Annotated in this window: 22 protein-coding genes and 1 tRNA gene; 10 read left to right on the forward strand and 13 right to left on the reverse strand. The window is 64.2% G+C overall.

Annotation, left to right across the window (positions count from 1 at the left end):
• Positions 1 to 80 precede the first annotated feature (80 nt).
• Positions 81 to 851, forward strand: a complete 771-nt coding sequence (locus PMI42_RS15950; protein WP_035965811.1) for an outer membrane protein — start codon at positions 81 to 83, stop codon at positions 849 to 851.
• Between the two features lie 28 nt (positions 852 to 879).
• Here PMI42_RS15950 and PMI42_RS15955 read toward each other — a convergent pair whose 3' ends face one another.
• Complete coding sequence (locus PMI42_RS15955; RefSeq protein WP_008135846.1) at positions 880 to 1,824, reverse strand: AEC family transporter; 945 nt, start codon at positions 1,822 to 1,824, stop codon at positions 880 to 882.
• A gap of 293 nt (positions 1,825 to 2,117) precedes the next feature.
• On the opposite strand from PMI42_RS15955, the gene PMI42_RS15960 reads away from it, so the two are divergent.
• Positions 2,118 to 2,480 carry a hypothetical protein gene (locus tag PMI42_RS15960; protein ID WP_008135847.1) on the forward strand — a complete coding sequence of 121 codons (363 nt, stop codon included), beginning with the start codon at positions 2,118 to 2,120 and terminating at the stop codon, positions 2,478 to 2,480.
• 474 nt (positions 2,481 to 2,954) lie between these two features.
• A complete protein-coding gene (locus tag PMI42_RS15965; protein ID WP_008135848.1) occupies positions 2,955 to 3,632 on the forward strand; it encodes an AAA family ATPase in 678 nt (225 codons plus the stop codon).
• Positions 3,633 to 3,787: 155 nt separating this feature from the next.
• Here PMI42_RS15965 and PMI42_RS15970 read toward each other — a convergent pair whose 3' ends face one another.
• The 5 genes from PMI42_RS15970 to trxB form a co-directional block, all read right to left on the reverse strand.
• Complete coding sequence (locus tag PMI42_RS15970) at positions 3,788 to 3,985, reverse strand: hypothetical protein (RefSeq protein WP_008135849.1); 198 nt, start codon at positions 3,983 to 3,985, stop codon at positions 3,788 to 3,790.
• A 97-nt stretch (positions 3,986 to 4,082) separates the two neighbouring features.
• Complete coding sequence (locus PMI42_RS40065) at positions 4,083 to 4,229, reverse strand: hypothetical protein (protein WP_008135850.1); 147 nt, start codon at positions 4,227 to 4,229, stop codon at positions 4,083 to 4,085.
• A 155-nt stretch (positions 4,230 to 4,384) separates the two neighbouring features.
• Entirely contained in the window at positions 4,385 to 5,293 is a 909-nt protein-coding gene (locus PMI42_RS15975) for a 4-hydroxy-tetrahydrodipicolinate synthase family protein (protein ID WP_008135851.1), read from the reverse strand.
• A 450-nt stretch (positions 5,294 to 5,743) separates the two neighbouring features.
• Positions 5,744 to 6,667, reverse strand: coding sequence for a LysR family transcriptional regulator (locus tag PMI42_RS15980; protein WP_027534296.1), 924 nt, complete (start codon positions 6,665 to 6,667; stop codon positions 5,744 to 5,746).
• 5 nt (positions 6,668 to 6,672) lie between these two features.
• Positions 6,673 to 7,638: a thioredoxin-disulfide reductase gene (gene trxB / locus PMI42_RS15985; RefSeq protein WP_008135852.1), complete on the reverse strand. Its 966-nt coding sequence runs from the start codon at positions 7,636 to 7,638 to the stop codon at positions 6,673 to 6,675.
• Between the two features lie 267 nt (positions 7,639 to 7,905).
• Between trxB and PMI42_RS15990 the strand changes: the two genes are divergently transcribed.
• Positions 7,906 to 8,385: an Lrp/AsnC family transcriptional regulator gene (locus tag PMI42_RS15990; RefSeq protein ID WP_008135853.1), complete on the forward strand. Its 480-nt coding sequence runs from the start codon at positions 7,906 to 7,908 to the stop codon at positions 8,383 to 8,385.
• Positions 8,386 to 8,604: 219 nt separating this feature from the next.
• Here PMI42_RS15990 and greA read toward each other — a convergent pair whose 3' ends face one another.
• From greA to PMI42_RS16005, 3 genes are all read right to left on the reverse strand, one after another.
• Entirely contained in the window at positions 8,605 to 9,078 is a 474-nt protein-coding gene (gene greA / locus PMI42_RS15995; RefSeq protein WP_007596674.1) for a transcription elongation factor GreA, read from the reverse strand.
• Between the two features lie 214 nt (positions 9,079 to 9,292).
• Positions 9,293 to 12,757 carry a carbamoyl-phosphate synthase large subunit gene (carB, locus tag PMI42_RS16000; RefSeq protein ID WP_008135858.1) on the reverse strand — a complete coding sequence of 1,155 codons (3,465 nt, stop codon included), beginning with the start codon at positions 12,755 to 12,757 and terminating at the stop codon, positions 9,293 to 9,295.
• Positions 12,758 to 12,899: 142 nt separating this feature from the next.
• Positions 12,900 to 14,069 carry an MFS transporter gene (locus PMI42_RS16005; protein ID WP_008135860.1) on the reverse strand — a complete coding sequence of 390 codons (1,170 nt, stop codon included), beginning with the start codon at positions 14,067 to 14,069 and terminating at the stop codon, positions 12,900 to 12,902.
• Positions 14,070 to 14,182: 113 nt separating this feature from the next.
• Between PMI42_RS16005 and PMI42_RS16010 the strand changes: the two genes are divergently transcribed.
• Positions 14,183 to 14,554: an ArsR/SmtB family transcription factor gene (locus PMI42_RS16010; RefSeq protein WP_008135861.1), complete on the forward strand. Its 372-nt coding sequence runs from the start codon at positions 14,183 to 14,185 to the stop codon at positions 14,552 to 14,554.
• Positions 14,555 to 14,668: 114 nt separating this feature from the next.
• Here PMI42_RS16010 and PMI42_RS39205 read toward each other — a convergent pair.
• Together PMI42_RS39205 and PMI42_RS16015 are read right to left on the reverse strand one after the other, a co-directional pair.
• Positions 14,669 to 14,744, reverse strand: a tRNA-Ala gene (locus tag PMI42_RS39205).
• A 54-nt stretch (positions 14,745 to 14,798) separates the two neighbouring features.
• On the reverse strand, positions 14,799 to 15,500 hold the full coding sequence (locus tag PMI42_RS16015; RefSeq protein WP_008135862.1) for a class I SAM-dependent methyltransferase: 702 nt from the start codon (positions 15,498 to 15,500) through the stop codon (positions 14,799 to 14,801).
• A gap of 113 nt (positions 15,501 to 15,613) precedes the next feature.
• Here PMI42_RS16015 and PMI42_RS16020 point away from each other — a divergent pair, with 113 nt between their 5' ends.
• The gene (locus PMI42_RS16020; RefSeq protein WP_008135863.1) at positions 15,614 to 16,138 is read left to right on the forward strand and encodes a Dps family protein; all 525 of its coding nucleotides are present in this window, start codon (positions 15,614 to 15,616) and stop codon (positions 16,136 to 16,138) included.
• A 106-nt stretch (positions 16,139 to 16,244) separates the two neighbouring features.
• On the opposite strand, the gene PMI42_RS16025 is transcribed toward PMI42_RS16020, so the two are convergent.
• Together PMI42_RS16025 and carA are read right to left on the reverse strand one after the other, a co-directional pair.
• A complete protein-coding gene (locus tag PMI42_RS16025; RefSeq protein ID WP_008135864.1) occupies positions 16,245 to 16,766 on the reverse strand; it encodes a cupin domain-containing protein in 522 nt (173 codons plus the stop codon).
• Between the two features lie 105 nt (positions 16,767 to 16,871).
• Positions 16,872 to 18,062 carry a glutamine-hydrolyzing carbamoyl-phosphate synthase small subunit gene (carA, locus tag PMI42_RS16030; protein ID WP_008135865.1) on the reverse strand — a complete coding sequence of 397 codons (1,191 nt, stop codon included), beginning with the start codon at positions 18,060 to 18,062 and terminating at the stop codon, positions 16,872 to 16,874.
• Between the two features lie 146 nt (positions 18,063 to 18,208).
• On the opposite strand from carA, the gene PMI42_RS16035 reads away from it, so the two are divergent.
• From PMI42_RS16035 to PMI42_RS16050, 4 genes are all read left to right on the forward strand, one after another.
• Complete coding sequence (locus tag PMI42_RS16035) at positions 18,209 to 18,937, forward strand: alpha/beta fold hydrolase (protein WP_008135866.1); 729 nt, start codon at positions 18,209 to 18,211, stop codon at positions 18,935 to 18,937.
• A gap of 33 nt (positions 18,938 to 18,970) precedes the next feature.
• Positions 18,971 to 19,426, forward strand: coding sequence for a GatB/YqeY domain-containing protein (locus tag PMI42_RS16040; protein ID WP_008135867.1), 456 nt, complete (start codon positions 18,971 to 18,973; stop codon positions 19,424 to 19,426).
• A 130-nt stretch (positions 19,427 to 19,556) separates the two neighbouring features.
• Positions 19,557 to 20,693, forward strand: coding sequence for an epoxide hydrolase family protein (locus tag PMI42_RS16045; protein ID WP_008135868.1), 1,137 nt, complete (start codon positions 19,557 to 19,559; stop codon positions 20,691 to 20,693).
• A 118-nt stretch (positions 20,694 to 20,811) separates the two neighbouring features.
• The gene (locus PMI42_RS16050; protein WP_008135870.1) at positions 20,812 to 22,422 is read left to right on the forward strand and encodes an acyl-CoA synthetase; all 1,611 of its coding nucleotides are present in this window, start codon (positions 20,812 to 20,814) and stop codon (positions 22,420 to 22,422) included.
• The last annotated feature ends 4 nt before the right edge of the window (positions 22,423 to 22,426 follow it).

Here is a 22,426-nt window from a genome sequence, read left to right on the forward strand (position 1 = left end):
GCTTCCTGTCGCCGCTTCGGATCCGGGGTTGAAGATCCAGGCGCTCGCGACCACAGCCAACCACGTTCACCTGGAGATTGATGATGAGAAACACTTTCGCGGCGGCGATCGCTCTGTTGCTGGCTGCCACGGGTGCGAGCTCGGCGGCCGATATCGGCGCGGTCCGGTTCAAGGCTGCGCCTGCGGCTGTCGTGTACAGCTGGACCGGCTTCTACGTCGGCGGCAATCTCGGCGGCGGCATGGCGTCATCCCATTTCGACGATCCCTGCTTCTATTGCTCCTCCACGACCCCCACGCGGGGCTTCTTCACCGGCGGCGCGCAGGTCGGTTACAACTATCAGTTCGGTCGCGGTCTGATCGGCATCGAAGCCGACGTCAGCGGCAACGGCGGCTTCAAGGATTCCGTACTTGGCGGTGATGACAGCAGAGCCTTGAAGGTGGGTCTCAAGGCGAATAGCAGCGGCACGATCCGGGCGCGTGCGGGCCTCGCCGTCGACAACGTCCTGGCTTATGTGACGGGTGGTGCAGCCTGGGCCGATGTCAGGCAGACCGGGACGGAAATCGACAATTTCGTTGGCAGCCCGACGTTTGGAAACCCCACGGGAGTCACGGCCAACAGCAGCGGCGTTCGCTGGGGCGGGGTGGTCGGGTTGGGCGTCGAATATGCGCTGGATTCGAACTGGATTGTCGGCGGCGAATTCCTGCATACGATGTATCAGGATGGCGACGCGACCATCATTCGTCCCGACGGCAGCCAAATCTGCACGGGCAGGCCCGCAGCCAATTGCACCATCCGCAACCAGCTCACGACCGACGTTGCGCGCGTGAGGTTCAGCTACAAATTTCAGTAGTGTCCGGATCGGGCGGGTCGCGTGAGCCCTATCTCACCCCCGCCACGATCACCACCACCACCGGCAACGTCAGCGCCGCCAGCAGCGTCCCCAGCGCCACCGCGCCCGACACCGGGTTCACCAGCCGCTTGTACTGGACCGCGAAGATGTACGCGTTGGCGCCGGTCGGCATCGCCGCGAACAGCACGATCACGCCGGCCGCGACCGGCGGCAGGCCGAGCAGCCTCGTCAGCACGAACGCGGCTGCCGGCATCGCCATCAGCTTGAGCGCGCACATCACGAGGATGCTCAGCTTCTCGCCCCTGACCTCGAACCGGAACAGGTTGATGCCGAGCGCGATCAGTGCGGCGGGCGAGCCCGCCTGCGCGAGCAGCTCGATCGTTCTGTCGGCCACGGGGTTGAGGCCGAGGCCCGTAAAGCGCCAGAGCACGCCAAAACCGATCCCCAGCATCAGCGGATTGCGCGCGAGATCGGCGAGCACGGGGCGGATCACCACCAGGGGCGAGCCGCTGCCTTTGCGGCTGACCAGCTCCATCTGCAGGATGCCGCAGAGCCAGAGCAGCGGCGTGTTCACCGACAGGATCAGCGCCATCGGGCCGGCGGCCTCGTTGCCCAGCGCCGAGAGCACCAGCGGAATGCCGAGCATCACGATGTTGCCGTAGACCGAGCCGATCGCGAACACGACGCCGTCCTCGCGGTCCTCGCGCCGTTCGCGCAAGCATGCCGACAGGGTGAGCGCCGCGATCCAGGTGATCGCGAGTGCGCCGTAATAGCTGCCCCACATCCGCCACGGGCTGACGTCGGGGAATTCCGACACGACGATGGTGCGGAACAGCAGCGCCGGGATCGCGATGCTGAAGGCGAATTCGGAGATGCCCTTGTGCGCGGTCTCGGAGACGAAGCGGAACAGCACCGCCGCATAGCCGGCCGCGATCAGGGCAAACACCGGCGCGACGATCAATATGGTGGCCATGCGCCCCTCAACCTCACGGGGATCTCAGCCGACCGCCCACGCAATTCTCGATGATGCCATCATGCCACTGTTTTGCCCGACGGGTCAAATCAATTTCGTAAAATCCGCATTGGCTGGATTTCGTAAGGCATATCAAGACCCCGGCTACTGTGCATGGGGTTGTTTTCGCAGTTTTTGTTGCCGCGGGCCGCCTGTTGCCGAGACCGCACAGGTCCGACCTTTCGCCTCCGGCCTCGTTGCCAACGAACCGCCGTTCACCCACACTCCGCCCGACTCGAAATTTGGGGGGATCGATGCCGGCGTTGCACTCTCGGAAGTCCGTTCTGGTCGTCATGGCCGGGGTTGCCCTGGCCGTGCTGATCCAGCCCCGCGCCGGCCTTGCCTACACCCCGGAGGAGCAGCAGGCCTGCACGCCCGATGCGATGCGGCTGTGCGGCGAGTTCGTGCCGAATGTCGATGCCATCACCGCCTGCATGATCCAGAAGAAGGCGCAGCTCTCGCCGCAGTGCAAGGTGTTCTTCCGCCCGGGGCCCGAGCCCGGCGAGGCCCGCGCGGGCAAGCCGGTCAACATCGCGCCCAAGGGTGCATCGACCGCGGCGAAGAAGAGCACCAAGCCGGCGCCGAAGGCGAGCAAGAAGAAAAAGACCGAAGGCTGAGCGCCTCACCGCGTTTCTTCCCTGAAACCTCGTCATGCCCGGGCTCGCCCCGGGCATTTGCGTTTCGCTGCCCGTTGTGTGGACTTTGATACGCAGCGCGTATGCCGCGACGGTGGTCTCTTCAGTCAGACGCGGCATCAGCCACGCGACAGCCACCGGACTCCTTTTGTTCGCGCAGCTTGCGCGGACAGCTGCGACAATTACGAACGCGTGTGATGGAAGAGAGATGCGCGACGTTTTGCGCGGCGAGGTTGCATTCCGGATTTTCCCGCGCGGCTGCTCAAAAAACGCACGAATGCCCGTGTCAAAGGCGTTTCGTTGCAATTTGTCTCTCGTCGCGGGGAGCAGTGTGACTCAAAAGCCAACACGTCTTGTTATTTCGTGGCTGCAACGCAACTGCCGACAAATTTTTCTTTCACGAATCAGCGCGGTGATTCATTTTCGCGGCCTGGGGTCAATCTGGAGGCCAAGGGTATGAACGTTATTGTTTTTGCATCGCGTAAAGGCGGCTCGGGCAAGAGTACCCTGGCCGCACATCTCGCCGCGCAGATCAAGGCGAGCAAGCAGGTGATGCTCGTGGACGCGGATCCGCAGGGCTCGCTGACGCTGTGGCACAAGCTGCGCGGCACCAACGAGCCGCCGATCAAGGCAGCGGTCAACTCGGTCAGCGGCATCGTCTCCGCGGCCAAGCGCGACGGTTATGAATGGGTGTTGATCGACACGCCGCCGAACCTGTCGGCCGTCGTCGACGACGCGATCAAGAACGCCACCATGGTGGTGATCCCGGCGCGTCCCGGCGTGTTCGACGTCAACGCGGTGCAGGAAACCATCCAGATGTGCCGCGCGGCGCGCAAGCCCTACGCGGTCGTGCTCAACGGTGCGCCGGCGCGCCGCGACGAGTCCGAAAGCCCGATCGTCACCATCGCCCGCGAGGCACTGGCGAAATTCCGCGCTCCGGTCTGGGGCGGTCAGATCACCAATCGTTCGGATTTGTTGATGGCGCTGAGCCACGGCGAAGGCGCGCGCGAGTACCAGGCCGAGAGCCGTGCGGCTCAGGAAATCGGAAGGCTGTGGGCGGCGATCGAGCGTTCGGTCAAGGCTATTCGCGGCACGGCGTCGGCTTCCGGCGCAATGCACAAGCAGGCGGCATAATTTTTCATAAATCATTCCCCGGACGAAAAACGCGCGGATGTCCGCGCGTTTTGCGTTTCCGGGCGAGCACGATCCGGACCCGAAGGGCCGCGTTAGCGCAAAGTGTGAAGCGGTTTTCCGAAAAGATCGTGCTCGAGAAAACGATGATGCGCGCCTTACGCCACCATCAGCATGTAGAACACGATGACCGGCGACAGCGTCAGGATCACCGACCAGATGCCGACGGCCCAGAGAATGTCCTCGGTGGTGAAGCTCTGCTCGGCGGTAAAGCCCTGCCGTCCGGCGTCGTAATGCGACGCCATTTCATTCTGACTATTCACAAACGCCCCCGCGATTTCTTCGCTTATGGGCATCACGCTACGCGAGATGTTTTAAGATTCCGGCTCGCAGCGCCGCTCGCATTTTGAACGCATTTGTGACCCCGGTTTAACCATCCGCGCGCCGGCTGCCTCAGGCGAGCCAGACCCGAAACAGCAGCACCGGCATCAGGCCGAGCATCACCGCCCAGAACCCGAACGACGAGACGACGAGAATTCCCTGCAGGAGATCGGCGGGCGCGAACTGGCTCGCGGCCGTAGGCCGGGTGCGATGCCCCATTGGTTATTCCCCCTTGTGAAGACCTTTGGGAAAACGATAGGAGCGGATGCGTAAACGAGACGTGGATACGCCATGCGGCGGCTGCGAAGGCCGTTGGGGCGCGGTTAACCACGGCTGCCGCTCACCCTCCCTGGAGGGGAGGGTGAGCAAGGCGCTTACGCCGCGACTTTCATCCGTCGCTCGATCTCGCGATCGATGGTGGCTGCGAGCTCGCTGCTCACTTCCACCATCGGCAGGCGCACTTCGGGGCTGTCAATCAGGCCGCTGCGCCACAGCCAGTATTTTGCGGGTGCCGGGCTCGGCTCGGTGAACAACAGCTTCGTCAGCTCCGCGACCTCGTGCCAGCGTGCCTGCGCCGCATCATGGTTGCCGCGGCTGTGCTCGGCGTGGATGGCCGCGAACGTCGCGGTCTCGACATGGGCTGACAGCACGATGCCGCCGTCGGCGCCGTCGGTGAGGGCTTCCAGATAGTTCGCATCCTCGCCGGTCAGCACGCGAAAATTCTTCGGGCGGTCGCGCAGCAGCGCGATCGATTGCTCGCGGCTGGCGCCGCAATCCTTGAGGCCGACGATGTTGGGATGCTCGGCGAGCCGCAGCATGGTCTGGTTGGTGATGTTGACCGAGGTGCGATAGGGAATGTTGTAGAGCGCCAGCGGCCAGGCGGCGTGATCGGCCAGCGCCTCGAAATGCGCCAGCAGCCCGCGCTGCGAAGGACGCACGTAATAGGGGCTCGCGATCAGATAGCCTTCGATCGGCCAGTCCGCGGTCTCGTCGAGTCGGTCCTTCAGCCGCGAGGTATCCGCGCCCGACAATCCGAGGCAGATCGGAATGCTGCGGCGTCCTGCCGCCATCTCGTCGCGTACCACCGCAACCAGACGTTCGAGTTCAGCATCGCGCAGCGTCATACCTTCCCCGGAGGTCGCCCCGAGGACAAAACCGTCGATCGCCTGTGTGCAGTAATGCCGCGTCAGCCGCCGCAGCGAATTCTCGTCGAGGCGGCCGCCCTGAAACGGCGTCACCAAGGGCAGCCAGAGCCCGTGCAAATGATCTTCCAGACTGGTCATGTTCCTATCTCCTTCTCAAGACGAACCTGAGACGGAGGGCACATGAAAAAAACCCCGTCCAGGTGGCGGGGTTTTCGGGATTTGGCTCGCGATGACGAAGTCGATTTAGCGCGCGCAAAAATCCGAGGCCCCGGGATGGGGGCCTTTTTTCGAGACGATTGCGCACGACTTCGTGATCATTTGTAAATGATGCGGGGTATGCCAGAAACTGTCAATACACGCGGAAGGTGAACGCCGAATTCGGCAGAAAAAAAGCCGGACCCAGAGGGCCCGGCTTGAGGTATTGGCCACGTGAGGCCGACACAATCACCTTCCAAGAGGGATTACTGAACTCCCGCGCCACTGGAGGAGGGGGACAAATGCGCAACGCGAAGGCTCAGCGTGCAAACATTATGAGCTTGCCGAACGCCATGCAGCAACAGCCGAGGCCGCATGTCAGACATGCGGAAATCAGGACGGCCAGCGCTGCGCCTTGCTCACCACGAAGTCGCGGAACACCTGCACGCGCGCGACCGTCTTCAACTCCTCGGGATAGACGAAATAGGTATCGAGCTGGATCGAATCCGATTCGCCGAACAGCTGGACCAGACGGCTCTGCTCTTCGATCAGATAGTCGGGCAGCGCGGCGATGCCGAGGCCCTGCTGGCAGGCGCGCACCAGGCCGAGAATGTTGTTCACCCTGAAATAGGCCTCGCGCGGACCGGAGCCGTTGCGGCCGGCTTCGACCAGCCAGTTGCGGTTCTGCAGATGCGGAGCGAAGTTGCCGTCGGACAGCGTGATGATGCGGTGGGAGTCGAGCTCCTCCAGCGTGCGCGGCGTGCCGAAGCGCTTGATGTAGTCAGGCGAGCAATAGGCATGGAAGCCCATCGCGAACAGCTTGCGCTGGATGAGATCCGGCTGTGTCGGCTTGCGGGTGCGGATCGCAACGTCCGCCTCGCGCATCGACAGGTCGAGCTCTTCGTCGGTGACGATCAGCGAGATGCGAATCTCCGGATAGAGCGCGGTGAATTCGCCGAGCCGCGGGATCAGCCAGTTGATGCCGACGCCGGGCGTGGTGGTGATCTTGAGGTCGCCGCTCGGCCGCTCGCGGCTGTCGGTCAGTTTGGCGCGGGCCGCCTGGAGCTGCATGAACACGTCATGCGCGGTGCGGAACAGGAGGTCGCCCTGCTCGGTGAGGATCAGGCCGCGGGCGTGGCGGTGGAACAGCGAGACCGAAAGCTCCTGCTCCAGCGCCGAGACCTGGCGTGACACCGCCGATTGCGACAGGCCGAGTTGCTCGCCCGCATGCGTGAAGCTGCCCGCTTCCGCCGCCGCGTGAAACACCTTCAGCTTGTCCCAGTCCATATCCGTAAATCCGTCGCGTGTTCGAGGCATGATCGTTATTCCGCTGCGGCGCGCTCGCTGGCGCGCAGGGCCAGGAAACGTTCGGCTTCGAGAGCGGCCATACAGCCGAGGCCGGCGGCCGTGACGGCCTGGCGGTAAGTTTCGTCGGCGACGTCGCCGGCGGCGAACAGGCCGGGCACCGAAGTGGCGGTCGAGTTCGGGGCGACCTCGACATAGCCGGAGGGTTTGAGCTTGATCTGGTCCTTCACGAGCTCGGTCGCCGGCGCATGGCCGATGGCGACGAAGACGCCGTCGGTCTTCAGATCCGTGAGCGCGCCGGTCTTGACGTTCTTGAGGCGCACATGGGTGACCTTGTTCGGGTTCTCGGTGCCGCAGATCTCGTCGATAGCGGAGTCCCAGACCACCTTGATCTTGGGGTGCTTGAACAGGCGCTCTTGCAGGATGCGCTCGGCGCGGAAGTGATCGCGACGATGCACGATGGTGACCTGCGAGGCATGGTTGGTGAGGTACAGCGCTTCCTCGACCGCGGTATTGCCGCCGCCGACCACCACGACGTCCTTGTTGCGGTAGAAGAAGCCGTCGCAGGTGGCGCAGGCCGATACGCCGCCGCCCTGGAATTTCGCCTCGGAGGGCAGCCCGAGCCAGCGCGCCTGCGCGCCCGTGGCGAGGATGACGGTGTCGGCGAGATAGACGTCACCGCTGTCACAGGTCAGGCGGAACGGCCGCTGCGAGGTGTCGAGCTTGATCACCAGGTCGGAGACGATTTTGGTGCCGACATGGACCGCCTGCTTCTCCATCTGCTCCATCAGCCAGGGGCCCTGGATCACGTCGGCGAAGCCCGGATAGTTCTCGACGTCGGTGGTGATGGTGAGCTGGCCGCCCGGCTGGATGCCCTGGATCAGGATCGGCTCGAGCATCGCGCGCGCGGCGTAGATCGCGGCGGTGTAGCCGGCAGGGCCGGAGCCAATAATGACGACCTTTGCATGGACATGGGCGGACATTTTAGCGGACGCCTTTCACCGGGGGATTGCAGCGCGGGCGCGGACAGTGCCGGGAGGCCTAGCGGAGGCGCTGAAATATCAGAGCTAATCTAAGCCTTCTGGTGAGCTATGCAAGAATTGCATTCCCTGTCGGCGGATTTTTCCAACAGGGAACAAAAGTCGATTGCGCTGCACGCGCAATAAAATTGCGCTAACCGTGCGGACTGGGCTATGAGGATTGCGACAGACCCACCCAATACCGCCGCAAAGGCCAGGAGTTCCATTCACGTGTCGCGGAACCTAGACGAGATCGACCTGAAAATTCTCACCGAAATTCAGGCCGACGGTCGAATCACCAATGTCGAGCTGGCCAAGCGCGTCGGAATCTCGCCGCCGCCCTGCCTGCGCCGGGTCCGGGCGCTGGAGGAGGAGGGCTACATCCACGGCTACCGCGGCCTCCTGGACGCGCGAAAGCTCGGTTTCGACGTCACGGTGTTCGCCGCCGTGCACCTGTCCAGCCAGGCCGAGGCCGATTTGCGTGCCTTCGAGGAGTTCGTCCGCGCCGAGCCGCTGGTGCGGGAATGCTGGATGCTGTCGGGCGAGGTCGATTTCATCCTGAAATGCGTCGCGCCAGACATGGCGACCTTCCAGGATTTCGTCACGCACCTGACCGCCGCGCCCCATGTGCGCAACGTGCGGACGTCGCTGGTGCTGCATAATTCCAAATACGAGGCGGCCGTGCCGCTGGAGGTAAAGGGGCGGAGGTAGGCTGCCGCTTTTGTGCCCCGGCTCTGCGCTGCAGCGTTGCTGCGTCCCGGACACGCGAGAGGCGGACGCTGCTACTCTACATTACGTCATTGCGAGCGCAGCTCGCAATGACGAGGAGTGAGAGCGTGCTTCGCCACAAGCGCAAGCAACACGCCGAAACAAAAAGGCCGCGCAATTGCGCGGCCTTTTCAAAACCTCATCAGCCGCAGCGGCAAAGCCTTACCGCCACTCCACCTTGGTGATCTCATACGCCTTGGCTCCGCCCGGGGCGTTGACCTCGACGGTCGAGCCCTTCTTCTTGCCGATCAGTGCGCGCGCCAGCGGCGAGGTGATGGAGATGCGGCCTTTCTTGGCGTCGGCCTCGACCTCGCCGACGATCTGCCACACCGTCTTCTTCTCGGTGTCCTCGTCGACCAGCGTCACGGTGGCGCCGAACTTGATGGTGTCGCCGGACAGCTTCGAGATGTCGATGATGTCGGCGCGCGCGAGCTTGTCCTCGAGCTCGGCGATGCGGCCTTCATTGTGCGACTGCTCTTCCTTCGCGGCGTGATATTCCGCGTTTTCCGACAGGTCTCCGTGCGAGCGCGCCTCCGCAATGTGCTCGATGATGCGCGGACGGTCCTCGGACTGGCGCTTCTTCAATTCTTCCCCGAGCGCGGCAAAGCCGCCCGCAGTCATCGGAACCTTTTCCATCTTCTCTCTCGTCCTTCGATCGTGCGCCCCAGAACGCAAACGGGCGCCCAACCTTGATTCGTCGGTCTTTCCGGGGCTCGATACATGGGCCGCCGGACGTTGACAGATATGGGCTTGGCGCCGGAACAGAACAACCATATGGCCGGACAGTTCCTCCGGCCATTGTGGCTTGATCACCAATCACTTAGCGAAAGGCTTGGCCTTCCGCCCGCGATCAGGTTTCCGAAAAGTAGCTCTGCAGGGTCCGAACCTCAAGGTCCCCGCCCAGATAGGCGCGGATGCCCTGCGCGGCCGCCACAGCCCCGGAAAGAGTGGTGTAATACGGCACTTTATGCAAGAGGGCCGCGCGCCGCAGCGAACGGCTGTCGGCGAGCGCCTGCGGGCCTTCAGTGGTATTGAGGACCAGCTGGACGTCGCCATTGGTGATGGCGTCGACGATGTGCGGCCGCCCCTCCAGCACCTTGTTGACCTTCTCGGCCGGAATGCCCTGGTCGGTCAGGAAGCGCGCCGTGCCCGAGGTCGCCAGCACCTTGAAGCCGAGCGAATGCAGTTGGCGTACGGCATCCGCGATGCGGATCTTGTCACTCTCGCGCACCGAGACGAACACCGTGCCCTTGCGCGGGACCCGCGTGCCGCCGCCGAGCTGGCTCTTGGCAAAGGCCACCGCAAAGGAGCGGTCGATACCCATGACCTCGCCGGTCGAGCGCATTTCGGGGCCGAGCACGGTGTCGACGCCCGGGAAGCGCGCGAACGGAAACACCGATTCCTTGACGCCGACATGCTTGAGTTCGGCCTTCTTCAGCTTGAAGTCGGCAAGCTTCTCGCCGGCCATGATGCGCGCGGCGATCTTGGCGACCGGCGTGCCGACCACCTTGGCGACGAAAGGCACCGTGCGCGAGGCGCGCGGGTTGACTTCGAGCACGTAGATATCGCCGTCCTTGATGGCGTATTGCACGTTCATCAGGCCGACGACGTCGAGGCCGAGAGCGAGCTCACGGGTCTGCCGCTCCAGCTCGCCGATCATCTTGGCGTCGAGCGAGTGCGGCGGCAGCGAGCAGGCACTGTCGCCGGAATGGATGCCGGCTTCCTCGATGTGCTCCATGATGCCGACGATGAAGGTGTCCTTGCCGTCGCAGAGGCAGTCGACGTCGATTTCGGTTGCGTCGGAGAGATAGCGGTCGAACAGCAGCGGGTTCTTGCCGAGCACGGTGTTGATCTGCCCGGTCTTGTCGTTCGGATAGCGCGCCTTGACGTCGGCGGGCACCAACTCGGGCAGCGTGCCGAGCAGATAGTCGCTGAGCTGGTTTTCCTCGCGGATGATCTGCATCGCGCGGCCGCCGAGCACGTAGGAGGGACGCACCACCAGCGGCAGGCCGAGATCAGTTGCGACCAGGCGGGCCTGCTCGACCGAATAGGCGATGCCGTTCTTCGGCTGTTTCAGCCTGAGCTTGTCGAGCACGCGCTTGAAGCGGTCGCGGTCTTCGGCCAGGTCGATCGCGTCGGGCGAGGTGCCGAGGATCGGCACTTCGGCGGCTTCCAGCGCGCGCGCGAGCTTGAGCGGGGTCTGGCCGCCGAACTGAACGATCACGCCGTGCAGCGTGCCGTTGGTGCGCTCCTTGGCGATGATCTCCAGCACGTCCTCGGCGGTGAGCGGCTCGAAATAGAGCCGGTCAGCGGTGTCGTAGTCGGTCGACACCGTCTCCGGGTTGCAGTTGACCATGATGGATTCGTAGCCGGCGTCATGCAGCGCGAAGCAGGCATGACAGCAGCAATAGTCGAACTCGATGCCCTGGCCGATGCGGTTCGGGCCGCCGCCGAGGATGATGACCTTCTTCTTGTCCGACGGCGTGCTTTCGTCGGCGAGCGCGCCGGCGAACGGCGCTTCATAGGTCGAATACATGTAGGCGGTCGGCGAGGCGAACTCCGCCGCGCAGGTATCGATGCGCTTGTAGACCGGGCGGACGCCCAGCGCGTGGCGCTTGGCCGTGACCTCGGCCTCCGTCGTTTCCGCGAGCACCGCAAGCCGCGCGTCCGAGAAGCCCATGGTCTTGAGCGAGCGCATGCCGAAGGCATTGCCCGGCAGGCCGTTCTTGCGGACCTTCTCTTCCATGTCGACGATGCCGCGCATCTCGCTGAGGAACCACGGATCGATCTTGCAGGAATTGAAGATCTCTTCGTTCGACCAGCCGAGTCGCATCGCCTGCGCAACCTGAAGGATGCGGTTCGGCGTTGGCGTGCCGAGCGCGGCGCGGATCGCGTTCTTGTCGTCGTGCTGGCCGAGCCCCTCGATCTCGATCTCGTCGAGCCCGGTGAGACCGGTCTCGAGGCCACGCAACGCCTTCTGGAGGCTTTCCTGGAAGGTGCGGCCGATCGCCATCACTTCGCCGACCGACTTCATCGACGTCGTCAGCGTGGTGGAGGCGCCCGGGAATTTTTCGAAGGCGAAGCGCGGAATCTTGGTGACGACGTAGTCGATGGTCGGCTCGAACGAGGCCGGCGTGGCGCCGCCGGTGATGTCGTTGGCGATCTCGTCGAGCGTGTAGCCGACCGCGAGCTTGGCCGCGACCTTGGCGATCGGAAAGCCCGTGGCCTTCGAGGCCAAAGCGGACGAACGCGACACGCGCGGGTTCATCTCGATCACGACCATCCGGCCGTCCTCGGGATTGACGCCGAACTGCACGTTGGAGCCGCCGGTCTCGACGCCGATCTCGCGCAGCACCGCCAGCGAGGCGTCGCGCATGATCTGGTATTCCTTGTCGGTCAGCGTCAGCGCCGGCGCCACCGTGATGGAGTCGCCGGTGTGCACGCCCATCGGATCGAGGTTCTCGATCGAGCAGACGATGATGCAATTGTCCTTCTTGTCGCGCACCACCTCCATCTCGTACTCCTTCCAGCCGAGCACGGATTCTTCGATCAGCACTTCGTTGGTGGGAGACGCGTCGAGGCCGCGCTCGATGATGTCGAGGAACTCTTCCTTGTTGTAGGCGATGCCGCCGCCGGTGCCGCCCATGGTGAAGGAGGGGCGGATGATCGCGGGCAGGCCGATCTCGGAAAGCGCCATCAGCGCCTGGCCCAGCGCATATTCCTGGTAGCGCTTGCGGCGGTCGGATTCGCCAAGCGTCCACTGCCGCTCGAGCTCTTCGAGCGCTGCGCCGGATGCCTTGGCGCGCTCGGCCTGGTATTTGTCGCGGAAGGATTTCTTCAGGTCGGATGCGTTGGCGAGCCGCGATTTCGGCGTCTCGAGCCCGATCTTGGTCATGGCCTCGCGGAACAGCTGGCGGTCTTCCGCCTTGTCGATCGCATCCGCGGTGGCGCCAATCATCTCGACGTCGAACTTTTCGAGCGTGCCCTGGCGGCGCAGCGACAGGGCGCAGTTCAGCGCGGTCTGTCCTCCCATGGTCGGCAGCAGTGCGAAGCCGCCGGGAACGACGTGACGCTCCTTCTCGATGATCTTTGCGACGATCTCGGGTGTGATCGGCTCGATATAGGTCGCATCGGCCAATTCCGGATCGGTCATGATGGTGGCCGGATTGGAATTGACGAGGACGATGCGATAGCCCTCTTCCTTCAGCGTCTTCACCGCCTGCGTGCCCGAATAGTCGAACTCGCAGGCCTGGCCGATCACGATGGGACCGGCGCCGATGATCAGGATGGTGGTGATGTCTGTACGTTTGGGCATCAACTCTCGCCGAAGTGGAATTTGGGCACAAAAAAAGGGCGCGCTTGCCGCGCGTCCCCTGTGGCCGAAGCGCGGGGTCTCCCTCGCGTGCGGGTGCGTCTTAGACCAGTTTTCGGGGCGGCGAAACCCCGAAAAACGCCCATCAACCGGCAATTTTGACGGGTTTCGGCCGCGCCTGCCAGCCGCGGGCGAGGTGGACCAGAAGCGAGGCCGCAACGCTTGCTCCGCCGATCCAGCCGAGGTCGGTCGGCGACAGGGTCGCCAGCACCGCGCCGCCCAGCGCACCGCCGATGGCGAAGCCGAGATACATCGAGGACGCATTGAGCGAGAGCGCGATCATCGAGGCCTGCGGCTCGATCCGCATGATGCTGGCGATCTGGGCCGGATAGAACGCCCAGCCCGAGATGCCCCAGAGGAAGATCGCGCCCAGCACTGCGTAATGCGCCTGTCCCGGCATCAGTTTGAGGACCAGCGAGTGCAGGATCAGCGCGCTGGCCATGCCGGCGAGCCCCAGCGCTGCGGTGGTCATCGTCCCGAGCCGGTCGGCGAGGACGCCGCCGAGCATGTTTCCGATCGCGGCGGCGGCGCCGAACACCAGCAGCGCAAGGCTGATCTGCGAGGGATCGAAGCCGAGGTTGCGCAGCGGGACCGCGAAATAGGTGAATACGGTGAAGCCGCCGAGCGCCCATAAAACCGTGATCAGAAGCGCGATCAGCACGTTGCTGTGCCGCGCCACCGCCAGCCGTTCGCTGAGGGAGGCGGTGTTGCGCGGCAGGCCGCGGGGCAGGCCCAGCAACAGGCCGGCGAGCGCGACGGCGCCGATCAGGGCGACCATCGCGAAGGTCGCGCGCCAGCCGAACAGGCTGCCGACGAGATTGCCGAAAGGAACGCCAATGACGGTTGCCACCGTGAGGCCCGAGGTGACCAGCGCCACCGCCCGGCCGCGCCGTTCAGGGGAGGCGACGGCGACGGATACCGCGAGCGCCGTGGGCATGCACAGCCCGGAGCCCAGCGCCATCAGCATGCGCGAGGCCAGCAGCAGGACGTAGCTGGAGGCCACCATGGCCGCGAGGTTGCCGGCGATGAAGGTCGTCAGCGCCAGGGCCAGCACGGTGCGGCGGTCGATGTTGTTCATGGCGACCGCCAGGATCGGAGAGCCCACCGCGTAGGTCAGGGCGTAGGCGGTCACCAATTGGCCGGCGGCCGACACCGAAATCGACAGGTCGGTGGCGATGGTCGGCAAAAGTCCTGCAATCACAAAGCCTTCCGTGCCGATCACGAAGGCCGCCAAGGCCAGCCAGAACACGCTCATTGGACAATATCCCTATGTTCAACGTTTATTGAACTATCGAACGCCAAAGTTTCAGTGTCAATTGGTTCAAGAACTATTGAACATTGCGATCGCTGCGTTATGATTCCCGGGTCATGAGCCGCACGCCTCTCCACCCCACCCGCGAGCAGATCGAGCTGCCGATGGTTCTGGATTGCCTGAGCGATCCGATCCGGTTGGCGATCGTGTACCAGCTCGCCCAGCAGGAACGTGTCAGCAGCGAACTGCGCTGCGGCGACTTCTACGCGCTCAGCGGCAAGTCCAACCTCGCCTATCACTTCGCAAAACTGCGCGAATGCGGTGTCATGCAGACGCGCGTGGCTGGCACCAACCGCTTCATGCGGCTGCGCCGCGAGGATCTGGACGCACGCTTTCCGGGTCTGCTCGACGCCGTGATCAGCTCCGCGGCGAAGGACGCCGACAGGCTTCAGCTGTTGACGGAGTGTGATGCGGTGAAGGTGGATTGAGGTTTGGGCGGACAGTCCGTCTTCGCTTTCGCTTCGCTCCAGCTACGCCGGACACGCTTCGCCCCTTCGGGGCTTGCGTGGCTGCGCCACGCGTAGCCCCGCAGGGGCGAAGCGTGGAGACCCGGCCTGGATTTGAACCAGGATGAAGAGCAATGCACTGCTCTCGCGTAGACGCTTCCGCCACCGGGCCGCGGCGATCATGTCCGATCGGGGTGCGACAAGCCACCTCAGCCAATCGTTATGCTTAACGCACCAGCGGCGGCCGCGCGACGAAGGTCATGCGCCAGCGATTGTGGCCGATATTGGTGTGGGCGCGCTGGACCGCGAAACCGGCGGCCTTCAGCTTGGCGGTGATCTCGTCCTCGCTGTAGCGTTGCAGCCCGATGCGCGAGCGCAGCTGGCGGTAGTCCGACAGCGCGGTGCTGATCAACCCGACCAACGCGTCTTTCAGGAAGCCGTGGCGGAGGCCGAAGCTGAGCAGGGCCATGACGTCCCTGAACATGCCGACATCGGGCTGCAAGATATCTCCGATCACCAGCTTGCCGGACGGCGTCAGCAATCGCCTGACGTTGCGGAGCGCGGCGTCGAGCTCCTCCGGCGTCATATATTGCGCGACCGAGTTCATCACCACGAGGTCGATGGACTGCTCCTGCATCTTGCGGACGTCGTCGAGCGAGCGGACGCGGATCTTCGTGTTCGGGGCAAAGCGCGCGATCAGCCGGCCGCGCACGCCGGGCGCGGGCTCGGCCAGGATCAGCTTGCCGCAGGCCGCTGCCACCTGGCTCGCCGACAGCGCCTCGCCGCAGGCATAGTCCAGCACGGTCGCCTCGGGCGAGGTGATGTAGCCGACGATGTCCCGCGCGATGATCTGGAAGTGCAAATCGCGATGCAGCTTGCTGACATAGATCGTATGCGTGGAGTCGTAGTAATCGATCCAATCGTCCATGGTATCTGAGGGCCCCGGCCAAGCGGTTCCGGCGAAGGAACCGGCGCTGCCCGCCTGCGTTAGGGGTGCGACGGCGCGCCGTCAATGTCCGCGTCCTAACAGGAAGGTTTCCCGTGAGCAAAGCCCCCAGCAAGGTTTCTCCTGACCTCGACACCCCCACCGATCTGGCAGCCCCGGCGGTCAAAAAGGTCTCGGAGGCGCTGAACGTGCTTCTGGCCGACGCCTTCGCGCTGTACCTCAAGACCAAGAATTTCCACTGGCACGTCAGCGGCCGGCACTTTCGCGACTACCACCTGCTGCTGGACGAGCAGTCCGACCAGATTTTTGCCACCACCGACCAGCTCGCCGAGCGCGTCCGCAAGATCGGTGGCGCCACGCTGAAGTCGATCGGCCAGGTCGCAAAGCTCCAGACCATCAAGGACAATGACGAGGATTACGTCCCGCCGCGCGAGATGCTGCGCGAGCTGATGCAGGACAACAAGCACGTCGCCGCGGCCATGCGCAAAGCGCACGAGGTCTGCGATGACGCCGGCGATGTCGCCAGCGCCAGTCTCCTGGAAAACTTCATCGACGAGACCGAGCGCCGCACCTGGTTCCTGTTCGAAGCCACCCGCCAGGAAGGCGGCAACGAGGCGTAGGCAGCGTAGTAGGGTGGATTGGCCGAAGGCGTAATCCACCACGTCTATCTCCATGGAAACGGAAGAGGTGGGTTACGCTTCGCTAACCCACCCTACGGCCTCGTAGCTACCGCCACAAACGCATCAACGCCCCATCCTTGCCCGTCACCGGATCGGCCGGCGGCAGCGCGACATCAGGAATCGTCTTCAGCGCGCGGGCGTGGTTCTCCGCCGTCGCCCGCGTGATCTCCATTTTGCTGCCCGGTGGATAGGCGCCGATCACGCAGAAATCGTCGCTCGCGTTGATGCACTGATGTCCGGTGCCCGCCGGCAGGATCGCGACGTCGCCCGGCTTGATCTCCAGTTCGCGGCCGTGGTCGCCGCCGAAGCGAACCCGCGCGTTTCCACGGGCGACGCCGAGCACCTCGTGCACCGTCGCGTGGTAGTGCAGATAGTCGTAGACGCCGTTGCGCCACGTGCCGCCCCAGCCGTTCGCCTCGAACAGGTTTTCGATGGTCTCTTCGGGATGCTTGGCATCGAGCGTCACCGCGCCCTGGTAGACGAGAAAGGGGAGGATGTTGTTCGGCACGAGCCCGTCATCTTCGAAGACGATCGCGAGCGGCTCGGCATGGTCGCGGACGACGGACATCATAAGACTCCTGCGTGAGCGTAGCAGGGATCAACTAGGGGCGTGAAATGACGTTCCTCAACGAAAAAGCCCGGGACCTGGCCCGGGCTTCGACATCGTGAACGCTTATGCGCTCTTCTTCTGTCGCATCAAATCGGCAAAGCGCTGGAACAGATAGTGCGAGTCGCGCGGGCCAGGCGAGGCCTCGGGATGATACTGCACCGAGAACACCGGCTTGCCGTCGAGCTGGATGCCGCAGTTGGACCCATCAAACAAGGAAATGTGGGTCTGGGTCGTGCCCTTCGGCAGCGTGGTCTCGTCCACGGCAAAGCCGTGGTTCATCGAGGTGATCTCGACCTTGCCGGTGGTCTCGTCCTTCACGGGATGATTGGCGCCGTGATGGCCCTGATGCATCTTCTTGGTCTTGGCGCCGACGGCGAGGCCGAGCATCTGGTGGCCTAGACAAATGCCGAAGGTCGGCGTGCCCGACTTGATGACGTCCTTGATGACAGGCACGGCATATTTGCCGGTCGCGGCCGGATCGCCCGGACCGTTCGACAGGAACACGCCGTCGGGCTTCATCGCCAGGATGTCTTCGGACGAGGTCGTCGCCGGCACCACCGTCACCTTGCAGCCGACGCCGGCGAGCAGACGCAGGATGTTGCGCTTGATGCCGTAGTCGATGGCGACGACGTTGAACTCGGTCTTGTCCTGGCGGCCAAAGCCCTTGTCCCAGAGCCAGGGCGTCTCGTCCCAGGTGAAGCGCTGGCCGGAGGTGACCATCGGCACGAGGTCCATGCCCTCGAGGCCCGGCCATTCGCGCGCTTCTTCCTTGAGGGCATGCAGGTCGAACTCGCCCGTCTTCGAATGCGCGATCACGGCGTTGGGCATGCCCTTGCTGCGGATCAGCGCGGTCAGCGCACGGGTGTCGATGCCGGAGAGGCCGATGATGCCGCGGGCCTTCAGCCACTGGTCGAGATGCTTGGTGGCGCGGTAGTTCGAGGGATCGGTGATCGCGGTGCGCAGGATCACGCCGCGCGCGCCTGGCGTCGCGGCCATGTTCACCGTCTCGATGTCTTCCTCGTTGGTACCGACATTGCCGATATGCGGGAAGGTGAAGGTGATGAGCTGCCCGGCATAGGAGGGATCGGTGAGGATCTCCTCATAGCCGGTCATCGCGGTGTTGAAGCAGACCTCACCCACGGCGTGGCCTTCGGCGCCGAGGCCAAAGCCTTCGAGCACCGTGCCATCGGCGAGCACGAGGAGCGCGGTCGGTTTATGGTCCGGCCAGGCGGGATCGTTGTCATGTTGTGTCATGAGCGCGTTTCATAGTCCCCGCAGACGCCGCCGTCAAAGCGGAGATGCGCCGATTCACATGCGTTTTTGCATATTTGACAGCCCGTCGCGGGCACTTAAGCTTGGCCGCACAATTTCCGGCAATTCTTGGGGCCTGCGAGGCAATAATGGACCAGACCACCCCGCTTCTGCTGGTTCCGGGGCTGGCCTCTTCAGCCCGGATCTATGCCCCGTTGATCCCGGCGCTGTGGCGGTTCGGCCCGGTCATGGTTGCCAACCATATCCGCGACGACAGCATGGCGGCGATCGCCGCCCGGGTGCTGAACGAGGCCCCGCCGCGCTTCGCGCTCGCCGGCCATTCCATGGGCGGCTACATCGCGTTCGAGATCATGCGCCAGGCGCCCGAGCGGGTGGCCAAGCTCGCGCTGATCAACACCCAGGCCCGGCCCGACACGCCGGAGGCGACCGCGCGCCGCCGCGGCCTGATGGAACGGGCGAAGCGCGGCGAACTGCGCGCGGCGCGCGAGGAGATGTTTCCCGAGCTCGTGCATCCCTCGCGCCGCGATGACGCCGGCATACGCAAGCTCGTGGATGAGCAAGGCGAGGACGTCGGCGTCGAAGGCTATTTGCGGCAGCAGACCGCGATCATCGCTCGGGTGGATTCGCGGCCGACGCTGGCCACGATTAAGTGCCCGACGCTGGTGCTGACGGGCGATCAGGACAACACGATTCCGAACGCGTTCTCGAAAGAGATGGCGGAGGGCATTGCCGGCGCGAAGCTGGTGGTGCTGGCCAATTGCGGGCACCTGCCGCAGCCGGAGCAGCCCGAGGCGACAGTGCGGGCGCTGGTCGAATGGCTGGGAACCCCGGTTGTCTCAGGGGCGCGAACGGCCTAGATCAGGCGTCGGATATTCAAAGGGATCACGATTATGCTGCGCGACGACATCAACAATGCGGTCAAGGAGGCCATGAAGGCCAAGGACGAGCGCAAGCTGTCCACGCTGCGCATGGTGAATTCGACCATCAAGAATGCCGACATCGAGGCGCGTGGGCAGGGCAAACCGCCGCTAAGCGATGCCGATCTGCTCGGCGTCTTCCAGAAGATGATCAAGCAGCGACAGGAGTCGGTCGAGCTCTACGACAAGGGTGGCCGCGCCGAACTGGCTGCGCAGGAGCGCGAGGAGATCGCGGTGATCTCGGCGTATCTGCCGAAGCAGATGTCGGAGGACGAGGTCAAGAAGGCGATCGCGGATGCGATCGCTGAAACCGGCGCAGCCGGCATGAAGGACATGGGCAAGGTGATCGCGGTGTTGCGCGCGAAGTACGCCGGGCAGATGGACTTTGGTAAGGCCTCGGGCCTCGTGAAGGCGGCGCTGTCGGGCTGATCCGTCATTCCGGGGCGACGCGCAGCGTCGAGCCCGGAATCCATCGCGCTGCTGAATCCGTTGCTCAATGGATTCCGGGCTCGTGCTCCGCACGCCCCGGAATGACAAGAAGAAACAGGGGAGGCAACCGATGACCGCCATCAAACCGTTCCGCATCGCCATCAGCGACGACATCCTCTCCGACCTCAAATCGCGCCTCGCCCGCACACGCTGGCCGGAGGCCGAGCTGGTCGATGACTGGAGCCAGGGTGCGCCGCTAAATTGGATCCAGGAGATCTGCACCTACTGGGCTGATGGCTACGACTGGCGCGCCCGCGAGGCAAAGCTCAACCGTTTCGCGCAGTTCACCACCGAGATCGACGGGCTCGACATCCACTTCATCCACGCGCGCTCGAAGGAGCCGTCCGCGCTGCCGCTGATCATCACTCATGGCTGGCCGGGCTCTATCGTCGAATTCCAGAAGGTGATCGCGCCGCTGGTCGATCCCGCCGCGCAAGGCGGCAATCCCGCGGATGCGTTTCATGTGATCTGTCCCTCGCTGCCGGGCTTCGGCTTTTCCGCCAAGCCAACGACCACCGGCTGGGGCGTCGACCGCATCGCGGCGACCTGGGCCAAGCTGATGGATCGCCTCGGCTACACACGCTATGGCGCGCAAGGCGGCGATTGGGGTTCGGCGGTGACGACCTCGCTGGGCATGCAGGACCCCGCGCATTGCGCCGGCATCCACATCACGCTCGCCTTCAACGCGGCGCCGAAGGTCGAGGGCGAGCCGACGGTGGAAGAGAAGCGCGCGCTCGCCGGCCTCAAGCATTATGTCGATCTCGACTCCGGCTATTCGAAGCAGCAATCGACGCGGCCGCAAACCCTCGGCTACGGGCTGACGGATTCGCCGAGCGGGCAGGCGGCCTGGATTTTGGAAAAGTTCTGGGCCTGGACCGATTGCGACGGGCATCCCGAAAACATCTTCGAGAAGGACGAGCTGCTCGACAACGTCATGCTCTATTGGGCGACGGAGACGGCGACCTCGTCGGCGCGGCTTTATTGGGAGAGCTTTGGCAAGCGCCGAACCACGCCGAAGGTCGGCGTGCCGACCGGTGTTGCCGTGTTCCCCAAGGAGATCATCACGCCGGTGCGGCGCTGGATGGAGCCCAATTTCCCGGACATTACCCACTGGAGCGAGATGGAGAAGGGCGGGCATTTCGCCGCATTCGAGCAGCCGGAGCTGTTCGTGCGCGATGTCAGGAAGTTCTTCGCGACGGTGCGGTGACCTGCTTCATCGTCATGCCCGGGCTTGTCCCGGGCATCCACGGCCTTAAACTGATCGCCAAGAAGAACGTGGATGGCCGGGACAAGCCCGGGCATGACGATGCTGCCGGGAAACGACCATGCTCACCGAAGCCGCAACCTACGACGAGCTCTACCGCAATTTCCGCTGGGACGTGCCTGATCGCTTCAACATGGCGGAGGCGTGCTGCGACCGCCATGCCGACGGCACCGGCCGCCTCGCGCTGATCTATGTCGACGAGAACGGCGCCACCACGCGCACGTCCTTCGACGAGGTCGCGGAGATGTCGCGCCGCTTCGCCAATGTGCTGAAGGCTGACGACCTCGCGCGCGGCGACCGCGTCGCGGTGTTCCTGTCGCAGTCGCTGGAATTGCCGATCGCGCATATGGCCGCGTTCCGCTCAGGCCTGATCTCGATCCCGCTGTTCGCGCTGTTCGGCGAGGATGCACTCGAGTTCCGCCTGTCGAATTCGCAGGCCAAGGCGATCGTCACCGACGAGACCGGCTGGGAGAAGCTTGCCAAAATCCGCGATCGGCTGCCTGACCTGAAGAACGTCTACATTGTCGGCGAGCGAGCGCCCGCGGGCACGAAATCGTTCTGGGATGCAGTCAAGGCCGCGTCACCCGACTTCGCGCGGGTCGATACCTCTTGCGACGATCCCGCGTTGATCATCTACACATCAGGCACGACCGGCAATCCGAAGGGCGCGCTGCATGCGCATCGCGTCGTGCTCGGACATCTGCCCAATGTCGAGATGTGCCACAACTTCTTACCAAGGCCCGGCGATCTCATGTGGACTCCGGCGGACTGGGCCTGGATCGGCGGCCTCGTCAACGGCCTCTTTGCGTTCTGGTGCCACGGCATTCCGCTGGTCGGTCACCGCGCGCGAAAATTCGAGCCGCAGGCGGCGATGCAGATGATGGCCGATCTCGGCGTGCGCAACGTCTTCCTGCCGCCGACCGCACTGAAGCTGATGCGGCAGGCCGGCGTGAAGCATCCGGGCGTCAAGCTGCGCAGCATCTTTACCGGCGGCGAGTCCCTCGGCGGCGAGTTGCTGGGCTGGGTGCGCGAGACTTTCGGCATCGACGCGCATGAGGTCTTCGGCCAGACCGAGTGCAATCTCGTGATCGGCAGCAACTCGAACCTGTTTCCGATCCGCCCGGGCTCGATGGGCAAGGCGACGCCGGGCTTCGACGTCCGCATCGTCAACGACAAGGGCGAAGAATTGCCCCGCGGGCAGCGCGGCATCATCGGCGTGCGCCAGCCGTGCCCATGCACGATGCTGGAATATTGGCGCAATCCGGTGGCGACAGCGAAGAAATATGCCGGCGCGTTCCTGCTCACCGGCGATCTCGGCGTGCAGGATGAGGACGGCTATTTCTGGTATGTCAGCCGCGAGGACGACGTCATAACCACCGCGGGCTATCGCGTCGGTCCGTCCGAGATCGAGCACACGCTGATGAAGCATCCGTCGGTGGCGATGGCCGCTGTGGTCGGCATTCCCGATCCGATCCGTACCGAGTCGATCAAGGCCTGGATCGTGCTGCGTCCGGGATTTGCGCCTGGCGATGCGCTCGCGCGCGAGATCCAGGAGTTCGTGAAGGTGCAACTCGCCGCGCATGAATATCCGCGCTTCGTGGAGTTCGCAGAAACTCTGCCGATGACGGCGACCGGCAAGGTGCTGCGGCGCGAGCTGCGGGCTAAGGGTTAGCGTC

It is taken from the genome of Bradyrhizobium sp. YR681, assembly GCF_000282615.1.
Classification (GTDB): domain Bacteria; phylum Pseudomonadota; class Alphaproteobacteria; order Rhizobiales; family Xanthobacteraceae; genus Bradyrhizobium.

Coding starts and splice junctions, on each gene's coding strand:
- PMI42_RS15950 (WP_035965811.1), top strand. CDS start 81: ATGATGAGAAACACTTTCGCGGCGGCGATCGCTCTGTTGCTGGCTGCC.
- PMI42_RS15955 (WP_008135846.1), bottom strand. CDS start 1,824: ATGGCCACCATATTGATCGTCGCGCCGGTGTTTGCCCTGATCGCGGCC.
- PMI42_RS15960 (WP_008135847.1), top strand. CDS start 2,118: ATGCCGGCGTTGCACTCTCGGAAGTCCGTTCTGGTCGTCATGGCCGGG.
- PMI42_RS15965 (WP_008135848.1), top strand. CDS start 2,955: ATGAACGTTATTGTTTTTGCATCGCGTAAAGGCGGCTCGGGCAAGAGT.
- PMI42_RS15970 (WP_008135849.1), bottom strand. CDS start 3,985: ATGCCCATAAGCGAAGAAATCGCGGGGGCGTTTGTGAATAGTCAGAAT.
- PMI42_RS40065 (WP_008135850.1), bottom strand. CDS start 4,229: ATGGGGCATCGCACCCGGCCTACGGCCGCGAGCCAGTTCGCGCCCGCC.
- PMI42_RS15975 (WP_008135851.1), bottom strand. CDS start 5,293: ATGACCAGTCTGGAAGATCATTTGCACGGGCTCTGGCTGCCCTTGGTG.
- PMI42_RS15980 (WP_027534296.1), bottom strand. CDS start 6,667: ATGCCTCGAACACGCGACGGATTTACGGATATGGACTGGGACAAGCTG.
- trxB (WP_008135852.1), bottom strand. CDS start 7,638: ATGTCCGCCCATGTCCATGCAAAGGTCGTCATTATTGGCTCCGGCCCT.
- greA (WP_007596674.1), bottom strand. CDS start 9,078: ATGGAAAAGGTTCCGATGACTGCGGGCGGCTTTGCCGCGCTCGGGGAA.
- carB (WP_008135858.1), bottom strand. CDS start 12,757: ATGCCCAAACGTACAGACATCACCACCATCCTGATCATCGGCGCCGGT.
- PMI42_RS16005 (WP_008135860.1), bottom strand. CDS start 14,069: ATGAGCGTGTTCTGGCTGGCCTTGGCGGCCTTCGTGATCGGCACGGAA.
- PMI42_RS16010 (WP_008135861.1), top strand. CDS start 14,183: ATGAGCCGCACGCCTCTCCACCCCACCCGCGAGCAGATCGAGCTGCCG.
- PMI42_RS16015 (WP_008135862.1), bottom strand. CDS start 15,500: ATGGACGATTGGATCGATTACTACGACTCCACGCATACGATCTATGTC.
- PMI42_RS16025 (WP_008135864.1), bottom strand. CDS start 16,766: ATGTCCGTCGTCCGCGACCATGCCGAGCCGCTCGCGATCGTCTTCGAA.
- carA (WP_008135865.1), bottom strand. CDS start 18,062: ATGACACAACATGACAACGATCCCGCCTGGCCGGACCATAAACCGACC.
- PMI42_RS16035 (WP_008135866.1), top strand. CDS start 18,209: ATGGACCAGACCACCCCGCTTCTGCTGGTTCCGGGGCTGGCCTCTTCA.
- PMI42_RS16040 (WP_008135867.1), top strand. CDS start 18,971: ATGCTGCGCGACGACATCAACAATGCGGTCAAGGAGGCCATGAAGGCC.
- PMI42_RS16045 (WP_008135868.1), top strand. CDS start 19,557: ATGACCGCCATCAAACCGTTCCGCATCGCCATCAGCGACGACATCCTC.
- PMI42_RS16050 (WP_008135870.1), top strand. CDS start 20,812: ATGCTCACCGAAGCCGCAACCTACGACGAGCTCTACCGCAATTTCCGC.